The organism is Lysinibacter cavernae (assembly GCF_011758565.1).
Lineage (GTDB): Bacteria > Actinomycetota > Actinomycetes > Actinomycetales > Microbacteriaceae > Lysinibacter > Lysinibacter cavernae.
On record NZ_JAAMOX010000002.1, the window covers coordinates 270,337 to 292,052 of the forward strand.

Genomic DNA, 21,716 nt, shown 5'->3' on the forward strand with positions numbered 1-21,716 from the left:
GAATGAGGCAAGAAACGCACAGCCAACAGACCAGCACGGGCAAGCCCACAAGACCTCGGCGGCCAGGCTACCTACAGGCCCCGAAGGAGGCGACGCTTCCGCCTCGCGTAATCGTGGAGGTCGATGTCGTTCGCCTCAAGCCGCCGCTCGAGCAGCTCAATTTCGGCAAGCGTGCGCTCGCGGGCATCCGCGGTCCTGCCGACTTCTGTCCTCGTGAGGTCTGACACGTCTCTAATGTGCACGCGACCAGGCTACGTCATTCCGGCGGGGCAGCCTCACGTCGCGCACGGCGTTGCGCGCATGGTTCGCGGACGCAGGCTCCTCCTGAGCCGAGCGTCATGGGAGCGGGCGCCAGCTATCCCTCGTTTCGAATCTTTTTCGTAATGAGGTGGGCCTGTTCCAGCAGAAGACGACCCAGTTCTGGCTGCCGCTCCGGCCGAAATCTCGACTCGATACCGGTAAGGCTGAGCGCCCAGGCAGGGCGATCGGCCCGGTCAAAGACAACGGCACCCATCCCCCAGCTCCCCTCAACAAGCAGGCCAGGATTCACGGCGTAACCCGTCTGCCGGGTCTCGGCTATCCGTTCCCGGAGGGGAACGGCGGAGTGTTGCGCGCCCCAACGGCCGGAGAGGTGGGCTCGACCGAGGTAGTCCTCTGCTTCGTCACTCGGCAGGTGGGCAAGAAGGACAAGGCCGGCGGAGGCGACTCCAAGGGGAAACCGAATGCCCTCGGTGAGCACAAATGACCGAATTGGGAAGCTTCCTTCTTCGCGGAAGAGACACACCGTCTCGTCGCCACGTCTCGCCGAAAGAAACGCGCTCTCACCCGTTTCGCGCGCGAGGGTCCTGAGGCTTTCTTGCGCGAGGGCCGAGATATCGTAGCGTTCAGCGGCAAGCGAGCCGATGAGATACAGCTCTGGGCCGAGATACCACAGCGACTTCCGTGCATCGTGGTCGATAAATCCCTCAGCGGCGAGCGAGGTGAGCAGCCGGTGCGCGGTTGGCCTTGTGAGCGTTGTCTGGGCAACAACATCGGCAGTGCTGATGCCGTGCGGGGCTCGCTCGCTCACCGTCCGCAGGATGTCACTGACCCGGCTCACCACCTGGGCACCCTGAATTGGCTGGGCCATAGCATCCTCACTCTCGACCACTTCAGTATGGGTCAGGTCGCCCGATGATTCAATCGCAACCACATTATGGACAGTTTTCTAACGAGTGATCACATCATAGAAACGGCTTTTCTTCAACGCTTCGTGACCATTGACCGCACCATTTGTCAGGGGATAGCGTGAGCGACAGGGCGACTGGAACCACTTTATGAGCGGTGACAACCCAGTAAAACGCTCGCAGGTCAGTTTGTAGCACCAACCGAAGGTCCCCCGCACAGAGGAGTGCAATGCCAGTTCGTATGTCATCAGCAGCGGAAGCAATTCACGACTGTATCAGCGATGGAATGACCATCGCGGTTGGAGGATTTGGACTCTGCGGCATCCCCTCCGACCTCATCGAAGCCGTCAGAGATTCGGGAGCAACCAACCTCGAAATCATCTCAAATAACATGGGCGTTGACGGAAAAGGGCTCGGGCTACTCCTCGAGAGCAAGCAGGTTCGCCGAGTAGTTGCGTCATACGTTGGCGAGAATAAACTCTTCGCCAAGCAATACCTCGATGGCACCGTCGAGGTTGAATTTGCGCCACAGGGCACCCTCGCGGAGCGACTTCGGGCAGGTGGTGCCGGCATCCCCGGCTTCTACACGAAGTCCGGCGTCGGAACCCCCGTTGCCGAGGGTAAAGAGCACCACGATTTTGAGGGCGAAACCTACCTCCTCGAACGCGGCATCGTCGCTGATCTCGCCCTCGTGCACGCGTACCGCGCCGACCTCGAAGGCAACCTTGAGTATCGCCACAGCGCCCGCAACTTCAATCCGCTCGTCGCTACCGCAGGCATACACACCGTCGCCGAAGCAGAGTACATCGTCGCTGATGGATATCTGTCCCCCAATACCGTCGTCACGCCCGGCATTTTTGTGCAGCAACTCGTACAGGCGACCCCTCGCAAAAAAGATATTGAGCAGCTCACCGTGCGCCCCGCAGAGAGACGCACTGCGCAACTGCTGGAACGGAACGCATCATGACCTGGACACGCGACGAAGTTGCGGCGCTCGCCGCGGCAGAACTCAACGATGGGGACTACGTCAATCTGGGCATCGGCATCCCGACCCTCGTGGCGAACCACATCCCAGAGGGGGTTCGGGTGACACTTCAGAGCGAAAATGGACTCCTCGGCATGGGAGAATTTCCCTTCGACGGAGACGAGGATGCCGATCTCATCAACGCCGGAAAACAAACGGTGACCCTCAACGGGGGCGGCAGTTATTTTGACTCCGCAACCTCGTTTGGGATGATTCGCGGTGGCCATGTGCGCACGGCCATCCTCGGGGCGCTCCAGGTCTCTAGCAATGGCGATCTCGCAAACTGGATGGTACCGGGAAAACTCGTCAAGGGCATGGGCGGCGCCATGGACCTTGTTGCTGGTACGCCGCACGTGATCGTCGTGACCGAACACGTGGCAAAAGACGGTTCTCCCAAAGTCGTGGCGGAGTGCAGTCTTCCCCTCACCGGCTCGAAGGTTGTCCACAAGATCATCACCGATCGGGCCGTTTTTGATGTCACACCCGACGGACTCGTTGTCGCCGCGCTCTCGCCCGGCACTACCATCGAGCTACTCACCAGAATCACGGGGGCACCATTCACCGTCGAACGGCAACTTGCTGCCTCCCTCAGCCAAGGAGCACCACAATGAGCGTCATCATCGCAGGTTACGCGCGCACACCCTTCGCGAAGTTCAACGGCGCATTTCGCGATATTCCTGCGACCGTACTCGGGGCACACGCGACGAAGGCCGCCCTTGCTCGGGCCGGCGTGGGACCTGCCGATGTCAACGCGCTCATCGCCGGCCAGGTATTGCAGGGCGGAGCAGGACAGAACCCTGCAAGACAGACCGCGATTGGCGCTGGTATCCCCCTCAATGTGCCAGCGCTCACGCTCAACGCCGTATGCCTGTCTGGCACCGAGGCGGTTACCGCGGGCTACCGCCTGATTGCTGGGGGCGAGGCCGATGTTGTGGTCGCGGTCGGCCAAGAGTCGATGTCACTCGCGCCGCACGCGTGGTCAGGCTCGCGCGCAGGAAAGGCCTACGGATCAGCCGAGTTCATCGACACGCTTGAGCACGACGGCCTGACCGATGCCTTCGAGAAACGCTCGATGGGCGTCTCAACAGAAGCAGGCAACACCAGCCTCGGCATCACCCGCGCCCAGCAGGACACGGTAGCCGCAGCATCCCACGCCCGCGTCGCCGCATCGCTGGAATTCCTGGCCAAAGAGATTGAGCCGTTCACCGTTACGAGCAGGCGCGGCGATACCCGTGTCTCAGCGGATGATGGGCTCAGGGCATCAACCACGGTTGAATCGCTGAGCACGCTCCGCCCAGCCTTTGGCGCCGATGGCACCATCACTGCCGGTAATTCCTCCCAAATCACAGACGGCGCCGCTGCGATTGTGCTGGTGAGCGCAGCGTATGCGGAACGCAACGGGATCGTCGGGCTCGCGCGCATCCTCGCCCACTCGCTCGTAGCCGGACCAGACGTCTCGCTGCACGCTCAGCCGGCGAACGCGATCTCGGCAGCACTCGCACGCACCCCCTACGGCTCTGGGGACCTCGCGGCCGTTGAGATCAACGAGGCGTTCGCCTCTGTTTCTGTGCACTCAACAGCGCTGCTTGGTATCGATCCGGCCATTGTCAATGCCAACGGAGGCGCGATTGCGCTTGGTCATCCTATCGGCGCTTCCGGTGCCAGAATTGTTGGCCACCTCGCCAGAAGGCTGACCGATCTCGGCCACGGATCGCTTGGCGCCGTAGGGATTTGTGGCGGGGGCGGGCAGGGGTCCGCAATTGTGCTGGAGGCACGGTAACTCGGAGCGATGAGACGGTCGCGTCCGTCCGCCCCAAGCCGTGAGCAGAGAGGTAGTAGTTGCTCAGGGCTTGGGACGGATGGATACGGCACGGGCTGACACCGTGCCTTTGCCGCTGAACGGCAGGATTGATCGGCGAGGACCGCTAGCCCCGCCACGGGCACTCAGCGCGGCGGAGCGACGCGACAGCAGCACCGCCATTATGTTGGCAACGATGATGAGCCCCATGCCAATCCACTCATGCAGCCCAAGCATCTGGTGCAGCAGAACGGCGCCTGACACCGCTGCGAGGAAGGGGTTGATGCTCATGAATATGCCAAACACATGGGTTGGGACGCGTCTCAGCGTTATGAGATCCGCCGCGAAAGGAATTGCAGAACACATGATGCCGGCCACAACGGCAAGCCCGAGCGCCGCTATCGTGAACGGGGCATGCAGCATCACGATGATAAACACCGGAATGAAGAAGATTGAGGAGACGAGGGATGCGGCTGCCGCGCCTTGCACCCCTGGCATCCTTCTCCCGATCACGCGGTTGAGCAGAATGTAGGAGGCCCAGCAGAGGGCTGAGACGAGCCCAACCGAGAGACCAATCACATCGGTTGTGGGGCCGGGAGCGGTCAGCACAACCACGCCGGTCGCGGCAATCGCGCCACACAAGAGCGTGAGTCTGCTTCGCCCTGCGAAGAGCGCCACCCCGAGTGGCCCAAGGAACTCGAGAGTGACCGCCATGCCAAGCCCGAGTCGGTCAATCGCGACGTAGAGCGTGAGGTTCATGGTGCCAAGCACAACGGCGAGCAACAGCACCGGCCACCACTGTGACCAGGTAAACGTGCGCAGTTTGGGGCGGGCGACCGACATGAGCACAATGGCCGCGGTGAATTGGCGGACGGCGACAACACCGAACGGGCCGATAAAGGGGAAGGCCATGGCACCAATTGCAGCGCCAACCTGATTCGAGGATGCCGTTCCGATCATCGTCGCGACGCCGATGACCTGCTCTTTCGGCGACGCATACCTGGCGGCTTCGGCGGCTCTGGTCTGCGCAGCATGGTCGAGATCTCCGGCAACGAATGCGGCAGCATCGACACCCGTTGCCGGGTTGATGATGTTCTCTGCTGCGCTCATGCAGACAGTATGCATTCCATTCCCCTATTCACATAATGCATAATCGACGCAACCTATACGCTAGACGTATGAATATCGAGCTCAAACAGTTGCGCGCCCTCGTAGCGGTCGCCGACACAGAAAGCTTCACCGACGCCGCGCTCGAACTTGACACCTCGCAGGCAACCGTTTCTCGACTCGTTGCCGCCCTCGAGGCCAGCCTCGGCACCCGACTAATCAGGCGCACGACCCGCGAAGTGACGCCAACCGCGACGGGCACGCGGGCGCTGCTCCTCGCGCGTCGGATCCTCGCCGAAGTTGAAGATCTTGAATCCCTCGGGGCGGCAGGCAACGATCATCTTCGCGTCGGATTCGCCTGGTCGGCAATCGGCAAGCACACGGTTGCGTTTCAAAAGAACTGGGCAGCCGCCCATCCGGCAACCGAGCTCACCCTCTTCAGCACGAACACCCCAACCTCCGGCCTCGCAGAAGGCAAATGTGACATCGCCGTTGTGCGACAGGCGGTTGACGAGCGCAAGTTTGCAACCGCCGTCGTTGGGGTCGAGCTGCGTTACTGCGTCATGGCTGCCGATGACGAGTGGGCACGGCGCCGCTCAATCAGGCTCGCCGAGATCGCCGAGCGAGTCATCGCGGCCGACCGAAGGACGGGAACAACCACTGCGGCGCTCTGGCCAGAAGACGCCCAGCCACAGGGCATCCGATACACGGCCAATGTCGACGACTGGCTCGCGCTCATCGCTTCCGGGGCGGCTGTTGGCATCACCTCCGAGGCGACGATGCATCAGTATCGGCGGCCAGGCATCGTCTACCGCCTTGTCAAGGATGCGCCACCAATCGCCGTCTCCGTAGCCTGGTGGAAAGACGACCCGCACCCGATGCACCGCGCGGTTACAAACCTGCTCACTGCCCTCTACCGCTCGTAGCCGGCCTGCCACGGCGGCGGCATCCGTGCCGGGTCCGTGACGGCAGCACTGCCGGACCGCAGTCGCAGAGGCGATCGCGACTGCGACCGCGACCGCGACCGCGACTGCGACTGCGACTGCGACTGCGACTGCGACTGCGACTGCGACTGCGAAGAGATTGGTCACAAATCCACGCATGCTGCAAGATATGGGTGGATTTGTGACCAATCTGCGTCCTACGCGGGCCGGGAAGGGCCGAGCCGCTGAGGGAAAGTCGCCCGGAGGCGCTCGGACCCGGGTTCAGGTTCATGCCCGAGCCCCAACCCAAGAAGCCCAAGCTCCAGCTCCAGCATTAGCTCCAGCATTAGCACTAGCACTAGCCCAAGCCCAAGCCATAGGCTGAGCCCAACTCAGGCCCCAGCCCAAGAAGCCTAAGCCCTAAGCCCTAGCGAGTTTGTTCGTACACGGCCGCGGCCGTCACGATGTCCTGCCAGGCCATGCCAACACCCGAGTACACGGCGGGGTGGCCCGCTCTGCGAACGAGTCCTCCGGCAACAAGCTCGGCAAGGTTTGTCAGCTGGTGCTCTGCCCATTCCTCCGGCGAACGAGCAGGGATGAGGTCACCACCCTCGCGCATCGCGCCGGCCCGGCTCTCAACCACAACATCCGCCCGACGAACCAAGTCAGCCTCAAGCTCGCGGGCGTCAAGGCCGTGGGATCCGACCGCAGCAACCACAGCATGATCGGCAACGAGGGCACCATCAAATACCGGCACCGACGATGACGTCACACAAATGACGACGTCGGCCTTCGACACCTCGTCTGCTGTGGCGGCCCTGGCGGAGATGCCCGCCGCGGTGCACTGCCCAACAACTTCGTTCACTCGCTCCGCACGTCGGCCAACAATCAGCACCTCTGTCGGTGGCGCAATAGCGGCGAGCGTCTCAATGTGGTTCCACGCCTGGGGGCCTGCACCGAACACAATAACGGTTCCGCTTGAGGTGCGTGCCCCGCGCGGATCAGCGGCAAGCATGTGCTTGATCGCGAGGACTGATGTCGCTGGAGTGCGAATCAGCGTCAGCTCTGCGCCATCCATGAGCGCAATCGGCGCAAGGGTCGCCGAATCAAAGAGAAGGTAGGTTCCCTGAATTTTCGGATGCCCCTTTGCAGGGTTCTCCGGGGCGATCGTGACAACCTTCACACCAGAGTAGGTAGTGCCCGCTGTCGGCATGAGCAAAAACTCACCGGCTGGAGCTGGGCTAAACAGTCTGGGGCTGTCGCGTTCCGGATCAATTTCGCTGCGCAGCGCTGCCTCAAGGGCTGCAACGGCGACCTGGGGAGTGGCAATCTCGCGAAGCTGCTTCGCGTCGATGTAGGCCAGCGTCATCTGTTCTCCTTTGTTGTGGCCGTGAGCTTGACACAGCCGAGATATGCGTCAGCGGCCGCCCACAGTTCAGTGGGCGGCCGCCGGGTGCTTCGTTTCTACCCGCATCCGCTCATCGAGCGCACGCGTTGGTCAGAAGGCGAGTGTTTATTTGTAGCCCTTAGCCAGTGCAGCCTCGGTGTCGCGGGTGATTCCGGCAAACATCTCGTCGGAGAGCACTCCACGAGGAGGACGGCTTGCGCCACCCTTGCGTCCAACGATATCCATCGACAGCTTGATTGCCTGGACAAACTCGGTTTTGGTGTCCCAGCGGAGCAGCGAGTGCAGGTCGCGGTAAATCTCGCGAGCCTTTGCCCAGCTCTCTGGGTCGTTCGAGGTTGCGAGCGTGTAGAGCTCAACCGTGCTCTGCGGGATGGCGTTGGGGTAGCCGGCAACCCAGCCAACTGCTCCAGCGATTCCCATCTCAAGAACGGTGTCGTCGGTGCCGATGAGCAGGTCCATGCCGGGAGCAAGTTCCTTGATCTCGTATGCACGACGGGGGTCTCCCGTGAATTCCTTCACACCAACGATGAGGCCCTCGTGGAACATCCGCGCGATGATCGATGGGGTGAGGTCAACCTTCGTGTCGATCGGGTTGTTGTACGCAACGATCGGCAGGCCAACCTTGGCTGCCTCGCGGTAGTGGTTCACGACCTCTTCCTCGTTGGCGCGGTAGGTGTTTGGCGGGAGGAGCATGACCGACTTTGCGCCGGCTTCCGCTGCCTGCTCGGTCCAGTGGGCGGTCTGCAGCGCACCGTATGCGCCAACTCCGGCCATAACACCGAAGCCTTCCGGCGCAGCCTCAACCGCCGTCGTGATCACGCGGGCGCGCTCTTCGTCGCTCAGTGTCTGGTACTCGCCAAGTGAACCGTTTGGCGCAACACCGTGGCAGCCGTTGTCGGCCAGGAACTTCACGTGCTCGGCATAGCCGTCGTAATCGACCGTCAGGTCATCGTTGAACGGAAGCGCCGTCGCTACCTGAACGCCGTGCCAGGGCTTCTTCGTCTCGGTCATGTTTTCTCCTTGAATCAGTTTTACGTGGAAGGTCGAACGTGGTCTGGCTCTACCCTATCAGTACAATGTCACATTGCATTACTTTTTAAGCGAGGCAATTCTTTCGGCGGATTCTTCGTCAACTTCCCGAAGTGACTTTCCCTTTGTTTCCTTGGTCAGGCTCACCGCAACGATCGAGATCACCGCCGCGACAACCAGGTACAACGAGATCGGGATTGACGAGTCATAGGCATTCAACAGGGACAGCGCAATCAACGGAGCAAGCGAGCCCGCAAGCAGCGGAGCAAACTGATAGCAGAGCGACAGCGCAGTGTAGCGAATGCGCGTTGGGAACATCTCCGCCATCAGAGCCGAGTACGGGGCATAGGTCATCGACTCAATCGCCAGCCCAAGCACGATGGCAGCCATGATGATCCAGTCGTTCCCCGTATCCATCATCGGGAACCCAATAAACCCCCAGAACGCGGTCAGCACCGCGCCGACCAGATAGACAGGCTTACGCCCAATAATGTCCGAGAGATACCCCATAAGTGGAATCAGGAAGAAATGCACCGCGTGCGCACCAAACATCAACAGCAGGATGCGGGTGGTATCAACATCCACAACCAGTTTGAGATAGGTAATCGAGAACGTCACCACAATGTAGTAGAGAATATTCTCGGCGAACCGAGCTCCGATGCCAATCAACACGGAACGCCAGTGATAGCGCAGCACCTCAACAACGCCGAGTTGCTTATTCTCATCGAGGGCCTGCTTTGCCAGCGCCTCCTTAAAAATCGGCGCATCGTCAACGCGCGTGCGAATCCAATATCCGATCAGTACAACCACAGCAGAGAACCAGAACGCGACCCGCCACCCCCACGACAGGAAGCTTTCCTCAGGAAGCCAGCTTGAGAGCCCAAGCAGCACAAGCGTCGCAACCAAGTTTCCGGCGGGAACGCCGGCCTGCGGCCAGCTTGCCCAAAATCCGCGCCGATTATCTGGGCTGTGTTCACTCACAAGGATGATGGCCCCACCCCATTCACCACCAAAGGCAAACCCCTGAATCAGACGCAGTGTCACCAGCAGAACCGGCGCCCAGTAGCCGATTTGGTCAAACGTCGGCAGGCATCCCATGAGGAATGTTGTAATTCCGACAACGATAAGGCTGAGTTGAAGCAGCTGCTTTCGCCCGATCTTGTCACCAAAGTGACCAAACACGAGGCCACCAATTGGCCGCGCGGCAAACCCAACCGCGTAGAGCGCAAATGCGGCTAGCACCCCATCGATGGGGTTGCCCGTCTGCTTGAAAAAATGCGTCCCAAACACCAGCGCCGACGCGGTGCCGTAGAGAAAAAACTCGTACCACTCCGCAACCGTACCGACCATCGCTGCCGCGACAACACGCCTCAGCCCAGATGGCGCCTTCTGTACGTCTGGTGGAGGGAGTGATCCCGCGTTAAGAACCGATTGATTTGCCACAGTATTCTCCTCATTGAGTAATGTAAACAGCCATTGCCATGACCCAACGGAACGCTCATCGCCGAGACGCTCTTCACTGAACCACTAGCAATATGTGACATATTACATGGAAGAATTGCCCACGTGTCAACTCGCTGACGCCACTCAGGCAGCCCGCTGGTAGCTCGTCAGGCAACGGTTATTTGGCCGCCCCATAGTTATCAACAACAACGGCCTCGACGGGAAACTCGACCGGAAACTCGCCAAACAATAGCCGCCCGGCCGCTGCCGCAGACTCCCGTACCGCTTGAATAACCTGCTCGGCGCAAGCCTCCGGCGTGTGCACCATGACCTCGTCGTGCAAAAAATAGACGAGGTGGGGTCTGGCACCGGGTTCGCCAAGAACGGCGAGGCGCTGCCTGAGGCCGGCAAGCCAGCTCAGCGCCCACTCGGCGGCACTCCCCTGACAGACAAAGTTGCGGGTAAAACGCCCCCAGCTGCGCGCCTCTTGCCGTGCACGATCTCGCTGCGGGCCGGCGGGAGTATCGGAGTCAAGCACCGCATCGACCCACCACAGCTTGTCTGGACGTGGCGAACTGCGGCCAAGCCACGTACTCACAATCCCCCCACGCTCACCAACACGCGCGGCCTCTTCAACAAGTCGAATAGCCTGAGGGAATGCTTTTGTCAGGCGGGGCATCAGCGCGGCACTCTGCCCACTCGTTGCGCCATACAGCGCACCAAGTAGCGCAACTTTTGCGTGATCACGGGTGTCAACGACGCCCTGATCGACCAGTGCTTGATAGAGGTCGTGGCCACGACCAGCCTCGGCCATCGCAAGGTCACCAGAAAGGGCCGAGAGGATGCGGGGTTCAAGTTGCGCGGCATCGGCGACCACAAGGGACCATCCGGGATCGGCAACAACGGCACCCCGAACGGATGCGGGAAGCTGCAGTGCACCGCCGCCCTTTGCCGCCCAGCGACCGGTGACCACGCCACCAACAACATATTCTGGCCGGAAACGGCCGTCGGCAACCCAGGTGTCGAGCCAGGTCCAGCCGTTGGCCGTGTGCAGCCTTGACAGTTTTTTATACGCAAGCAACGGCTCGATAACGGGATGCTTGAGGTTATAGAGCTCCCATTTGCTCGTGCTCGAAACGTCAAGCCCAGCGCGCCTGAGCGCCTTGAGTAAGTCTTGCGGAGAGTCTGGATTCAACCCGTGCGCATCAAGGGCCACCCGAATCTGCTCGGCAAGGCGTTCCATCTTGGCAGGGCGCCCGCCAAACTGGGGCTTTGGCCCAAGCATCTCGGTAAGAATACGGTTATGCACGTCAACATGCCACGGAATGCCGAAGAATCGCATCTCTTGCGCGCTCAGTGCCCCGGCAGACTCCGCCGCGAGTAGGAGGCCAAGCGGGCCAGGGCGATCGCTGCCAAGCCAGGCCTCGAGTTGCCGTTGGAACTCGGCCAAGGATTCGTCGTCGCCGTAGGGATTGTCTCCTGGCTCGTCCGAGATTTCTGCCCAGGCGGCGGACTGCGAGACGGGGATGCCGGCAAGAGCAGCCGTGCGGCCCGGATCGTTTGGGCCGCTCATGCCGTCGTCGAGCAGATCGTCAAACAGCGTGGCGCCAGCAATGACCCGGTCGGCGGAGGCCTCATCCCAGGCGGAGGCCGGGCCGTGGGCGAGTTCGGAGCCGGCGGCCCCCTCTGCGTTGCGCAAGATCACGTGACACAGGCGGAGGTCGTGACAACGCCCAACTCGAACACCCTGCTCGAGGAGCCCCGGATACCAGTGGGCGGTATCGCTCCACACCCAGCGCACACCCTCTTCATCAAGCGCCTCGACTGCTCCCGCAAAATCGACAGAATCGAGAAAGAAGGTATCGAAGAGCTGGCCCTCGTTGTCGAGCTGCCGCAGCACAATTTGCCCTTTGGCAGACGGGGGCGACGAAACAAGGATGTACACCTCCTTATTCTCCCTCAGATCACTGACATCCGAGGGATTCAGGCCGACAGCTCAAGCCGCTCCCCCACCCAGCGCGATCGCAGCCAACGATCATGGCTTGCCACCAAAACCGTTGCCGAGGTCTGGCGAAGCGCTTCTTCTAGCTCATCCACCAGTACAAGCGAAAGATGGTTCGTCGGCTCGTCAAGCAGCACAACGCTTGGCTGACGGGCAACAACGATTGCGAGCATGACGCGTTTCTGCTGGCCAAGACTGAGCGCGCCGATAGGACGCGAAAGATCACGCTGCTGCACAAGCCCAAGCCTCCGCAGCACGTCAACATCCCTGCGTGTGGCCAAGGTAAAGGAGTCGGCAACTGACCGGCGGGGCTCAGCAAAGCGCGCATCCTGCCCCAATAGCCCAACTCGCCCGCGGACCTTGAGCGAGCCGGAGGACGGGCGGATGCCACCCGCGATTGTCTCCAACAGGGTCGACTTTCCAGCACCGTTCGGGCCAGTCACCAAAACCTTCGAACCGGCTTCCACCGCCATGCTCTCAAGCTGAAGTCTGCCAGCCACGTGCAAGTTGGATGCCTCGATGGCCAACCCGTCGGCCGCGCCACCCTTCAAGGCGGAACCATCAAAACTCAGCGGGATAGGCGGCTTTGGGACGAGCTCCCGTTCGATAAGTTCAAGCTGATGCTCGGCCGCATGCACCCGACGCGCAACGGTTCGCTCGACGTTTTGCCCCTTAAACGCGTGGATGAACTTATCGTTGTCGCGAGGCCCACGTCCATGCGCGACGGACTCCATGCCCTGCGCTGTGCGCTCGGTGAGCAACATGATCTCTGCCTGCTGCTCAGCGTAGCGACGCTCCCAACGGGCACGGGCCGCAGCTTTTGCGGCAAGGTATTCGCTGAAATTGCCGCCGAACCTGCGCCCGCCGTTGCCGTCGACACCAAGAAACCCGGCGTCGAGGTCAACGATATCGGTGCAGATCTCATCGAGAAAGACCCGGTCATGGCTGGCGAGGACGACCGCGCCGCGGAAGTCCCGCAAAAACGATGCCAGCGTCTGGCAGGCCGCATCGTCGAGGTGGTTCGTGGGTTCGTCGAGCAACAGGGCGTCGGGAAGTGCGATGAGGGCTGCGGCAAGCGCGAGCCGCGCGCGCTGCCCTCCTGACAACGTTTCGACAGTCGCGGACCGGTCGAGGCCACCGATGCCCATCCGGTCGGCAGTGAGCGTGGCGCGACGATCGGCATCCCAAACATCGTGGTCAACGGCCCACTCCATCACCTCCGAATACTCGGCGGCAAGGGCCTCATACTCGGAGGCGCCAGCAACCGCGAGTTGTTCACCAAGGCGCTCGAGCAGGGCAACGGTATCGTGAGCGGACGCAACGGCCTTCGCAAAGACACCGCCAACGGTAACGCCGTCTGCAAAGACCGGGTCCTGGTCGACGTACACGGTCGCGGCGGGACGGTCGACAACGCCGGAATCAGGCGTATCCAGCCCAGCGAGCAGCCGAAGCAGGGTCGATTTGCCCGAGCCGTTTTCGCCAACAAGCCCAACCCTTGAGCCGGGGGCAACCGTGAGGTCAATGCCGTCGAGCACACGACGGTCGGAAAAATGTTTGCGCACATCGCGCGCAAGAAGAGACAGCTGTAACAAGAGAGAGTCCTTTGTGAAGAGAAACTCGGTATCCGCCGGGTGTCATCAGGCGAGCAGTATGCTCAAGCCGCAACGTATGCCTCAGGCACGGATCGGGTTAGGAAAAAATCTTCACGCCGTTACTCTAGCGAGCCAAAACGATTTTGCCAAGTCCCTCATCAACGGCGGAGGCTATCGGGGGCGCTTGCTGACCGGGGCAACCTGTAACAGAACGCCCTCGGCTGTCGCCCGCTCAACGGCATCCTGCCGCGAGGAAGCATCAAGTTTGCGATACAACCCACGCAGCTGGCTCTTTACCGTATTGCCAGAGACACCATGCCGTTCGGCAATTTGGGCGAGGGTGAGCTCACCGGGCAAATCGCGCAGCAGCGCCATCTCGCGGGCGGTGAGTGCGATCGTGTGCATCTCGTGAGGGAACAAATCGAGACAGATGGCATCCTCACCTGCGAGGTCAGAGCAGGCATCCTGCCGTTCTGGCCCAAGCTGCGCCGCAAGCGCAAGGAGCTCTTTGCGTGGAATAAGCACAAGCGGTAGTCGACTGTGAGCAAGATCTAAGGTTTCAAACGCGAGCTCAGCAATCTCGCGAGAGACATCCCTGAGGCCAACTCTCCTGGCGGCCGAGGCATAGACCAGCTTCGCAAAGGCATGTCCGCGCAGTTCGCGAACAGGGCCGTCAGGGTCAATGTCCTCTGCGAGCGTCGCCATCGCCTTATGCGGCTTCTTCGCGATGATTTGGCTCAGGCCTCGATATGCGCGAATGGCCGTCGTCTCGACAGGCATAAGCTTCAACTGGCGTTTCGCTGCACCAACCCGCCCTTCAGAGAGCAGCGCAAGAACCCGCACGCTCAGCAGGGCGGCACGGATGTTCGGCGAGGTCTCCTGATGCACGTCAGGTACCAGCGAGGCATCGATAACGGCGAGCGCCTGCGCCGCGTTTCCCTGACACAGCAGGGCGACCCCCTCAAGGGCAACAAAGAGGGCCCAGTGCTCGGCCGTTCCGAGGTGGGGACGCACGGCGTCAAGCTCGCGAAAGGCCGCCTCTGAATCAAGCCGATCGAGCGCATCGTAGGCCCGTGCAATCCGATACATGAAGGCGGAAAAGCCGCTGAGCCACTCTGCGGGCGGGTCGGCATCCTCAATCTTTGCGACGATGTGTCGGACGCGGGCCATGCTTCCTCGATAGGCGAGGGCGCCGGCAAGGAGCGAGGCGCTGTGAAACAGGGCCTCAGGGTAGAGGGGATCTGAGACTGCGATACCTTCTTCAAACGCATCGATTGCTGCCTCATACTGCCCGTCATACAGAAACGAACATCCGCACATCTGCAACAACAGCGGATACGCCTCACCGAGGTGCTCTCGCTGGGCAACGCTCAGACGAGGCACCAGATCCATTGCGCTCTGCGCTCGCCGGGCTGCGAGCGAGAACGAGCCGATCAGCCGGTACGCCGTCGAGGCCGCAGCAAGCGACCAAAAGGCCTCCTCGGGGTCAGCGTCTTGTCCCCTCCGATCAACCGTCTGGGCAACCGTGGCGAACAACGAATGGGCCCGAACCCGTTTGCCCTGCGCGTTGTAGGCGAGGGCGAGGAACATTGCCAGTGCTGGCGACGACTCGATATCCCGAGCGGGGAGGACCTTGAGGAGCTCAACCGCGTCTGCGGCTTCTCCCTCGTTGAAGGACAGCCACCGTTCTCGCAGGAATCTCGCGGCAAGGGTTGGGTCTGGGATCGAGAGGGCAATCTCTATGCCAACGACGGGAAGGCCCGCTTCAAATGCCCACATCGCTCGGTCGTGACTCGACGTTGTGGATGCCCGCGCCGATCCAGACTGCCGTCGTTTGAGTAGCGCTGCCCTCACCGCGGGTTCAAACACAAACGCGCTCACCTCGTGCACAACACGCCATTCGCCAAAACCGTTAAAAACGGCCCACTCCAGCGCGTCACCCGCTCGTTCGCTATCAGCCATTCGTGAAGCAAGTGACACGGTGAGCGTGTGCGCTTCGGCGATCGTTTCACAGAATCCCAGCAGCGCGCGGCCGGCAACAGAAGCCGAGAGGCGGCTAAATTCCGCAGCCAATACGCGTTCCTGGGTCAAGCGGGGAGCTGACGGCTGCCCACTCTGAACGTCAAGCAGGCGCGAAACAAGCGGTATTCGCGCGTCAACACCCCCAACAGTCAGTTCGGTCGGCGCGCCCGAAGCGTACCCAAACTCGCGCTGTTCCCCCGCGGTGAGCAGCAGATCTTGAGGTCCGAGATAGCTGGCATCAAGCCGTGGCTCAACATCAAACGGTTGGAGCACGAGTGGCGAGCGAGTCGCCACGATAAAACGGACGCGGCGAAGCTGCTCCGCAAGTTGCAACAGGATGGGATCACACTCGGCGGCGATGAGCGGCTCGTAGCCGTCGAGCACGATGACAGTGGGCAGTTTCATGGAGTGCAGCGCATCAAACAGCAGGCCATAGGCGGCATCAGTGTCAGCCTCATCTGCAGCGATGCTCATCAACACCTCGGTGTTGTCTTTTGGCATCAGCCGTGTAACTGCGTCGGACAGCAAGCGGAGCAGAGAGGTTCTGGTCATAAGCTCACGACTCGCATCAACATAGATCGCAGCTTGGTCGCTGGCGATGCATGTTGAGAGCCATTGGGCGAGCAGCGTCGTTTTCCCAAATCCGGTCGGGGCTCGCACAACAACAAGTGGCGTCGCCACGTCGAGCCTCGTCACAAGGCGTTCACGCGCGATAACGCCCTTTGGTACGCGCGGGATGTCCAAACGATCCGGCATAAACCACCCCCAAGAAACGCCACCCAGGTTTCCAGCTTGAGTCTACAGGTGGCGCTCCAGTCTCTGTGAGCGGCTGTTAGTCTTGGCAGACCAAATATCCGTCGAGTAGGCACAAGGAATTATCGTGACACAGAGCGAGCCCCAGCACAACGATGAGCTCGCCGATACCGAGAGCCAGACGGGCTCCGACGCAGAACTCGACTACGAAACGGATCTGACCGAGGCCGGGCCTGATGTACCTGAGCCGGTGCTTATCGTGGCATTTGCGCGGGGCGTTGTGCCCACCAAATGGTTCCGCCTCTGGCAGCAGCGATTCCCAGAGTCACGACTCGGGTCGTTTCGTACGGACAGCACCGACCAGGTCGCCGCGCTCGCCGACGGCCGAGCCGGCATGAGCATCATCCGGTTCCCCGTAGACACCGCCGGCCTCAACGTTATTCCGCTCTACACCGAGATTCCGGTTGTTGTTGCGCCAAAGGATCACGAGATTTCGGCGCTCGACTCAGTTGACGTTGCCGACCTTGACGGGCTTCCGCTGCTCCCGAATGCGGATGCCCTGCCCAGTTGGCCAGAGGCATCCGTAACCCTTGCCAACGGCGAATACGGCCCCCGCACCATCGAAGACGTTATCGAGCTCGTAGCGGCGGGGCTCGGCTTGGTCATTGTTCCGCAGTCAATCGCACGACTACACGCCCGCAAGGACCTCATCTACCGCCCGCTCACGGCTGGCGAAGAGACGCGCGTTGGGCTCGCCTGGCGCGAAGACGATGAGTCTCCAGAGATCGAAGATTTCATCGGCATCGTTCGAGGCCGAACGGCAAAAAGCTCACGGGGTACCCGTGCGCCAGAAGAAAAACAGCCAACCGCGCCAAAAAAGCGCACGCCTCCACCGGCAAAGAAAAAGCCTGGTCCCCGGCCGTTTGGCACGAGTCGCCGACCGGGTGGCAAGAAGGGCCGACGCCGGTAGCTCACGTGGAGCATAGAGGCGTCCCGTTGACAACTAAATTATGAAGTTGAGTTATGATCTAGACATTTAGCAACTCTCTAGGTTTCCATGGAAAACAGATACAACAATCAACGACGCAGAGTTATCCAGACTTACAAACATTCCCCAGAACACATACGGTTGAACCGGGCCACGCCACTCCTAGTGGACAATCAAAAATACACGCGAGATGATCGATTAGCTTTACTACGGTCGAAAACACAATCTAACCGCCGTTTACTGAGACGCTTTTTCGGGCTAATTCTAGGCCCGATTCTGATTATCACGGTTCTCGACTTGTTCGCGTTACTTAATAGGTTCTCGGCGACGAAAAATCCAATCTGGTCGCTTGAGTTAGTTAGCCGTCTTGGCGTAAGTACGAGCTTTGCGATTGGCGGACTCGCGGTTGTCGGGACAACGATTGTTGCACTTGCGCTTGGAGTCTTCCGCCCGACTAATGATGAACAGGAACGCGACTACAACAGGCGTGGCGTTATTCGAAATTCCGCTGCCATACTCGGGGTATCCCTTGCTTCTCTAAACCTGAATCAAGTGATAATACAAAAAGCGTTGGGGAACGAAGTTACTGAAAACCCGACCCAAATAATGGAGAGTGTTCTTCTTCTCGCAACGTCTTTTCTGCTGGCCTGGGTTGCGGCAGCATTCGGTGTGCACGACGACATAGAGCAACAGCGCAGATTACAGTTTCAAGAGACGGTGCTGAAGCCGCAGGAAACCGCACGCCGCATACTATGGTCACAACGATTCCGCACGGGCGAAGCCGACCTGGCCCATCGACCGAGAAAGCGCGATTGGGTACTAACCATCGTTGTTACTTGGATAGTACTATTTCTCATTCCGGCAAACCTCTCAGTTTTGATTCTTGCCCAAATTTTTGGCAGCGGGCTTGAGCAACTTTGGCCTCAGTTTTCCCTTCGGCTACTTATTGGTTTTACACTTTGCCAAACCCTCTCTATTGCGTTATTCAGCATATTTTGGACCAAAGGTTCCGGCATAGATATCGGAGAAAGGCTGGCCCGAGCTTTTCTGTTCTTTCTTCTCCTGGGGTTCTTGACTCTGGTGATACTCAGTATCCTGATGCATGAACCAAGGGAGGGAATCATTGTTCTCGTTGTCACCAGCACCAGCCTCCTGATTACGTTCATCTATCGGCTTTATGCTTGCTTTACATTCAACCCGGCACAATACGAGGTACGTGAAGCTTCCTGCGCGATTCGACGTTATCGGAAGCCATGGAAGAAGACTCGACACGAGTTGATGCGAACTATTTCCGATGACCATCGAGGCCTTAAAAAGGCTCACATCACTGTCGAAGCTTTGCTCGACCTTCATGATAGGTATGCACCACTCGATCTCGAATTGGCAAAACGCCAAAAAACCAAATACAGCATGTTCTGGCTTGTCCTTTTCTCACCTGTTGATCTCCACTGGAAGTTCCAAATTTCAAGAGAAAGGCAAAGGCGGAGATATTTTTCTCGTCTCATTGATTCCAAAAATCTCTAACCAGATCTATTAGCCGGGCCCTTCAGTTTCTGCTGCCCCTAGAGCTGGCCAGCCGGGACGGTGAGCGTGTCGCACGACTGCGGCCCGCTGGTCATGCCCGTCGTAAACCATCGCTGCCGCTGCTCGGATGAGCCGTGTGTCCAGGCGTCAGGGTTGATCTGGCCAGTCCCCTGCTGCTGGATGCGGTCGTCGCCGACGGTTGCCGCTGCATCAAGGGCATCGGCGATTTGCGCCTTGGTCACCGGCTCCAAAAAGGTTACGCCGTTGGAATCTTTGATGGTTGTGGCGCTACCAACCCAGGCACCGGCGTAACAGTCGGCTTGCAACTCGATCCGTACGGAGTCGGATGCCGGACCAGTACCGGAGCGGTCGGCCTGTGACATCGCCCCGGTGAGCGTCGAAATGTGGTGTCCCGCCTCGTGGGCGATGATGTACATTTGCGAGAGCTCGCCGCCTGTTGCCCCAAACTGCGACTGCAGAACGTCAAAGAAGTCTGTGTCGATGTAGATCGTTTCATCGCCTGGGCAGTAGAACGGCCCGGTGGCACTCGTCGCATTGCCACACCGTGTACTCACCGACTGCGTAAAGAGGTTGAGGCCGGGGTCGCGATAGCCGTCAACCTGACCGGCCCAGTACGTGTTGAGCGAATTGTAGGCTCCGACCATCCGGCAGTCGACGTCCTCGTTCGCGGACGACCCTGTTGTGCAATGCTCGAGGCTCTCCGAGGTCGAGGTGGAACTCACCTCTGTTGAGGTTGCTCCCCCACCGAGCAGCCCCGATAGATCGACGCCAAACAGCTGCGACAGCACCACAATGGCGATAACGCCAAGGACGCTTCCTCCGCCAACAACGGCGCCACGGCGACCGCTCGTCCTGCGCACGCGAGAGGGGTCAAGGCGCGCGTTCTCGTTAAACGTCATGCCCACAGAATAGTTGCCGCGGGGCGCAAACACACCCCGTTGCGCTAGACCACGTTGATCTGGTGCGCGAGGATCACCGCGTGCACTCGGTCCCGCAGCTCAAGTTTGAGCAGCACCCTTCCGACATGGGTCTTGACGGTTGATTCCGAGAGGAACAAGTTCTGGGCGATCTCCGCGTTATTGAAGCCCTCCGCCATGGCGATGAATACCTCTCGCTCCCGATCAGTCAGTACGGCAAGTCGCTCGGCCGAATTGCCAGCTCCGGCCGATGACTCGTTCCCGCCAGGCAGCTGGTTGCCAAAAAGCTCGATCATCCGTTTGGTCACTCTCGGAGCTACTGCGGCATCACCGGCGTGCACCGCTCTAATCGCGGCCAACAGCTCAACAGGCTTCGCGTCCTTGAGTAAGAACCCGCTCGCGCCCGCCCGGAGACCGGCAAACGCGTACTCGTCAAGATCAAACGTTGTCAAGATAATGACCTTGCTGGCCGGATATTTGGCCGCGATCTGACGGGTCGCCTCAATGCCGTCCATCCCCGGCATACGGACGTCCATAAGCACAACATCCGGCGCGAGCGAGGCAACCGAGGCAAGCGCCTGAATCCCGTCGGAGGCGTCGCCAACAACCGCAAGGTCGTCTTCGCTGTCGATGACAAGCCGAAAGCCCATCCTGATGAGTTCTTGATCATCAACGAGAAGCACTCTGATGGGGGCTTGGCTCATGTCGCTCATGACTCGTTCTCTTTCGATGGTGGTGTTGCGGTCAGTGGGATCACGGCGTCAAGGCGCCAACCTCGGCCGTAAGCCGCTGCGTCAACGCTACCGCCAAAGATGGCAAGACGCTGGCGGATGCCGGCGAGGCCCCTCCCGCTTCCTTCATTGCCGTTGACGGGCGTTCCACGGCCATCGTCAATGACGACAACTCTGGTTGATTCTGAGCCAAACTGCACCGCGAGATCAACCGTCGCACCGACGCCGGCGTAGCGAAGGGCGTTTGTGAGCGATTCTTGGGCGACGCGGTACACGGTCAGCTGTTGGCCCTTATCGCCGGTTGGCACGCCCTCAACGCTGTAACGGACAACAAGGCCGGCGGCACGAAACGTCTCAACGAGGGCAACGATATTCTCGGCCCCCGGCATCGGCACACGCTCCATCGATTCGGCCGTCTCGTCGCCGTCGGTCGAAAGTACGCCGAGCAGACGCCGCATTTCGGCAAGCGCGCCTCGCCCCGTTTCAGCGCTCGATTCCATGGCCTTTTGGGCCGCTCCGGTGTTTTTGCTCACGGCGGCTGCGGCACCGTCGGCAAGGGCAATCATGACTGAAAGCGAATGAGCAACAATGTCGTGCATTTCCCTTGCGATGCGAGCCCGCTCCTCAATCGCCGCGATCTGGGCCTGCTGGTCGCGCTCTCGCGCCAGTTGGGCCGCGCGGTCGATAATGGCGGCAACATAGCGTCGCCGGTTCCCGATATTAATACCGACAAGCACCACGATCACAAACACAAACGCGGCGCTCAGCGCGTTGGATGGGTTGAGCGGGTCTGACGGACCCATCCATCCCGAAATGAAATTGGCGAGGACCAAGCCGCCGTACCCGATCCACGCCAGATAGACGGGCCGAAAGAGCGGCAGCGAATACAGCAGGATAAAGACGGCAAGAATATCGAAGACTTCGTAGCCATTCACCGGGATGAGGATCGCGATCCAGGCAACAACGATGCCGCTAAAGGGGAAGCGCCTGCGCAGGTAAATTGCTGCGGTCAGTGCGGTCGCAACGAGCAGGTGATACGCATACCAGCCAGGGGCTGACGCCCCAAAATCGCTCACACCGAAGCCACCGATGCCGTCGATGAGTGTAAAAATAAGCGTCGGCAGGGCGTAAAAACCGGCAAGCAACCCATCAACAACGTGTGGATGCCGCGCCCAGAAACGACGAAATACCCCTGGCGGGCGGGGCAAACGCAGGTCCGCGGCTGCCCCCATTGGCTGGGGGACATCCGCGGACCTGTTGTGAGTCAT

Annotated in this window: 18 protein-coding genes; 6 read left to right on the plus strand and 12 right to left on the minus strand. The window is 60.3% G+C overall.

Going from position 1 to position 21,716, the window contains the following annotated elements:
• Positions 1-71 precede the first annotated feature (71 nt).
• On the minus strand, positions 72-242 hold the full coding sequence (locus FHX76_RS10750) for a hypothetical protein (protein ID WP_167150686.1): 171 nt from the start codon (positions 240-242) through the stop codon (positions 72-74).
• 113 nt (positions 243-355) lie between these two features.
• Positions 356-1,129 carry an IclR family transcriptional regulator gene (locus FHX76_RS10755; RefSeq protein ID WP_167150687.1) on the minus strand — a complete coding sequence of 258 codons (774 nt, stop codon included), beginning with the start codon at positions 1,127-1,129 and terminating at the stop codon, positions 356-358.
• 266 nt (positions 1,130-1,395) lie between these two features.
• Between FHX76_RS10755 and FHX76_RS10760 the strand changes: the two genes are divergently transcribed.
• The 3 genes from FHX76_RS10760 to FHX76_RS10770 are packed head-to-tail and all read left to right on the plus strand — an operon-like array spanning position 1,396 to position 3,970.
• A complete protein-coding gene (locus tag FHX76_RS10760; protein ID WP_167150688.1) occupies positions 1,396-2,133 on the plus strand; it encodes a CoA transferase subunit A in 738 nt (245 codons plus the stop codon).
• Positions 2,130-2,801 carry a 3-oxoacid CoA-transferase subunit B gene (locus FHX76_RS10765; RefSeq protein WP_167150689.1) on the plus strand — a complete coding sequence of 224 codons (672 nt, stop codon included), beginning with the start codon at positions 2,130-2,132 and terminating at the stop codon, positions 2,799-2,801. The genes FHX76_RS10760 and FHX76_RS10765 overlap by 4 nt, the downstream gene beginning before the upstream one ends.
• Positions 2,798-3,970 carry an acetyl-CoA C-acyltransferase gene (locus tag FHX76_RS10770; protein WP_167150690.1) on the plus strand — a complete coding sequence of 391 codons (1,173 nt, stop codon included), beginning with the start codon at positions 2,798-2,800 and terminating at the stop codon, positions 3,968-3,970. The genes FHX76_RS10765 and FHX76_RS10770 overlap by 4 nt, the downstream gene beginning before the upstream one ends.
• A 63-nt stretch (positions 3,971-4,033) precedes the next feature.
• Here the strand turns inward: FHX76_RS10770 and FHX76_RS10775 are convergent, their stop codons facing one another.
• The gene (locus FHX76_RS10775; protein WP_167150691.1) at positions 4,034-5,098 is read right to left on the minus strand and encodes an EamA family transporter; all 1,065 of its coding nucleotides are present in this window, start codon (positions 5,096-5,098) and stop codon (positions 4,034-4,036) included.
• A 68-nt stretch (positions 5,099-5,166) separates the two neighbouring features.
• On the opposite strand from FHX76_RS10775, the gene FHX76_RS10780 reads away from it, so the two are divergent.
• Positions 5,167-6,021 carry a LysR family transcriptional regulator gene (locus FHX76_RS10780; protein WP_167150692.1) on the plus strand — a complete coding sequence of 285 codons (855 nt, stop codon included), beginning with the start codon at positions 5,167-5,169 and terminating at the stop codon, positions 6,019-6,021.
• 424 nt (positions 6,022-6,445) lie between these two features.
• On the opposite strand, the gene FHX76_RS10785 is transcribed toward FHX76_RS10780, so the two are convergent.
• The 6 genes from FHX76_RS10785 to FHX76_RS16410 form a co-directional block, all read right to left on the minus strand.
• On the minus strand, positions 6,446-7,387 hold the full coding sequence (locus FHX76_RS10785; RefSeq protein WP_167150693.1) for an ornithine cyclodeaminase family protein: 942 nt from the start codon (positions 7,385-7,387) through the stop codon (positions 6,446-6,448).
• 144 nt (positions 7,388-7,531) lie between these two features.
• Positions 7,532-8,437: a dihydrodipicolinate synthase family protein gene (locus FHX76_RS10790; protein ID WP_167150694.1), complete on the minus strand. Its 906-nt coding sequence runs from the start codon at positions 8,435-8,437 to the stop codon at positions 7,532-7,534.
• Between the two features lie 78 nt (positions 8,438-8,515).
• Positions 8,516-9,898 (minus strand): fosfomycin efflux MFS transporter AbaF, encoded by a 1,383-nt coding sequence (gene abaF / locus FHX76_RS10795; protein ID WP_341777929.1) that lies wholly within the window; start codon positions 9,896-9,898, stop codon positions 8,516-8,518.
• A gap of 178 nt (positions 9,899-10,076) precedes the next feature.
• Complete coding sequence (locus FHX76_RS10800) at positions 10,077-11,843, minus strand: bifunctional 3'-5' exonuclease/DNA polymerase (protein ID WP_341777930.1); 1,767 nt, start codon at positions 11,841-11,843, stop codon at positions 10,077-10,079.
• 38 nt (positions 11,844-11,881) lie between these two features.
• Positions 11,882-13,492, minus strand: coding sequence for an ATP-binding cassette domain-containing protein (locus FHX76_RS10805; RefSeq protein WP_167150695.1), 1,611 nt, complete (start codon positions 13,490-13,492; stop codon positions 11,882-11,884).
• Positions 13,493-13,663: 171 nt separating this feature from the next.
• A complete protein-coding gene (locus tag FHX76_RS16410; protein WP_167150696.1) occupies positions 13,664-16,270 on the minus strand; it encodes a LuxR C-terminal-related transcriptional regulator in 2,607 nt (868 codons plus the stop codon).
• A 124-nt stretch (positions 16,271-16,394) separates the two neighbouring features.
• On the opposite strand from FHX76_RS16410, the gene FHX76_RS10815 reads away from it, so the two are divergent.
• A complete protein-coding gene (locus tag FHX76_RS10815; protein ID WP_167150697.1) occupies positions 16,395-17,237 on the plus strand; it encodes a LysR substrate-binding domain-containing protein in 843 nt (280 codons plus the stop codon).
• 183 nt (positions 17,238-17,420) lie between these two features.
• A complete protein-coding gene (locus FHX76_RS10820) occupies positions 17,421-18,779 on the plus strand; it encodes a hypothetical protein (protein WP_208402652.1) in 1,359 nt (452 codons plus the stop codon).
• Between the two features lie 38 nt (positions 18,780-18,817).
• Here FHX76_RS10820 and ypfJ read toward each other — a convergent pair whose 3' ends face one another.
• Genes ypfJ through FHX76_RS10835 form a run of 3 tightly spaced genes read right to left on the minus strand, consistent with a single transcriptional unit; the run spans position 18,818 to position 21,716 of the window.
• The gene (gene ypfJ, locus FHX76_RS10825) at positions 18,818-19,699 is read right to left on the minus strand and encodes a KPN_02809 family neutral zinc metallopeptidase (protein WP_167150699.1); all 882 of its coding nucleotides are present in this window, start codon (positions 19,697-19,699) and stop codon (positions 18,818-18,820) included.
• Between the two features lie 44 nt (positions 19,700-19,743).
• Positions 19,744-20,430, minus strand: a complete 687-nt coding sequence (locus tag FHX76_RS10830) for a response regulator transcription factor (protein WP_208402653.1) — start codon at positions 20,428-20,430, stop codon at positions 19,744-19,746.
• A complete protein-coding gene (locus FHX76_RS10835) occupies positions 20,427-21,716 on the minus strand; it encodes a sensor histidine kinase (protein ID WP_167150700.1) in 1,290 nt (429 codons plus the stop codon). Before FHX76_RS10835 ends, FHX76_RS10830 begins: the two co-directional genes overlap by 4 nt.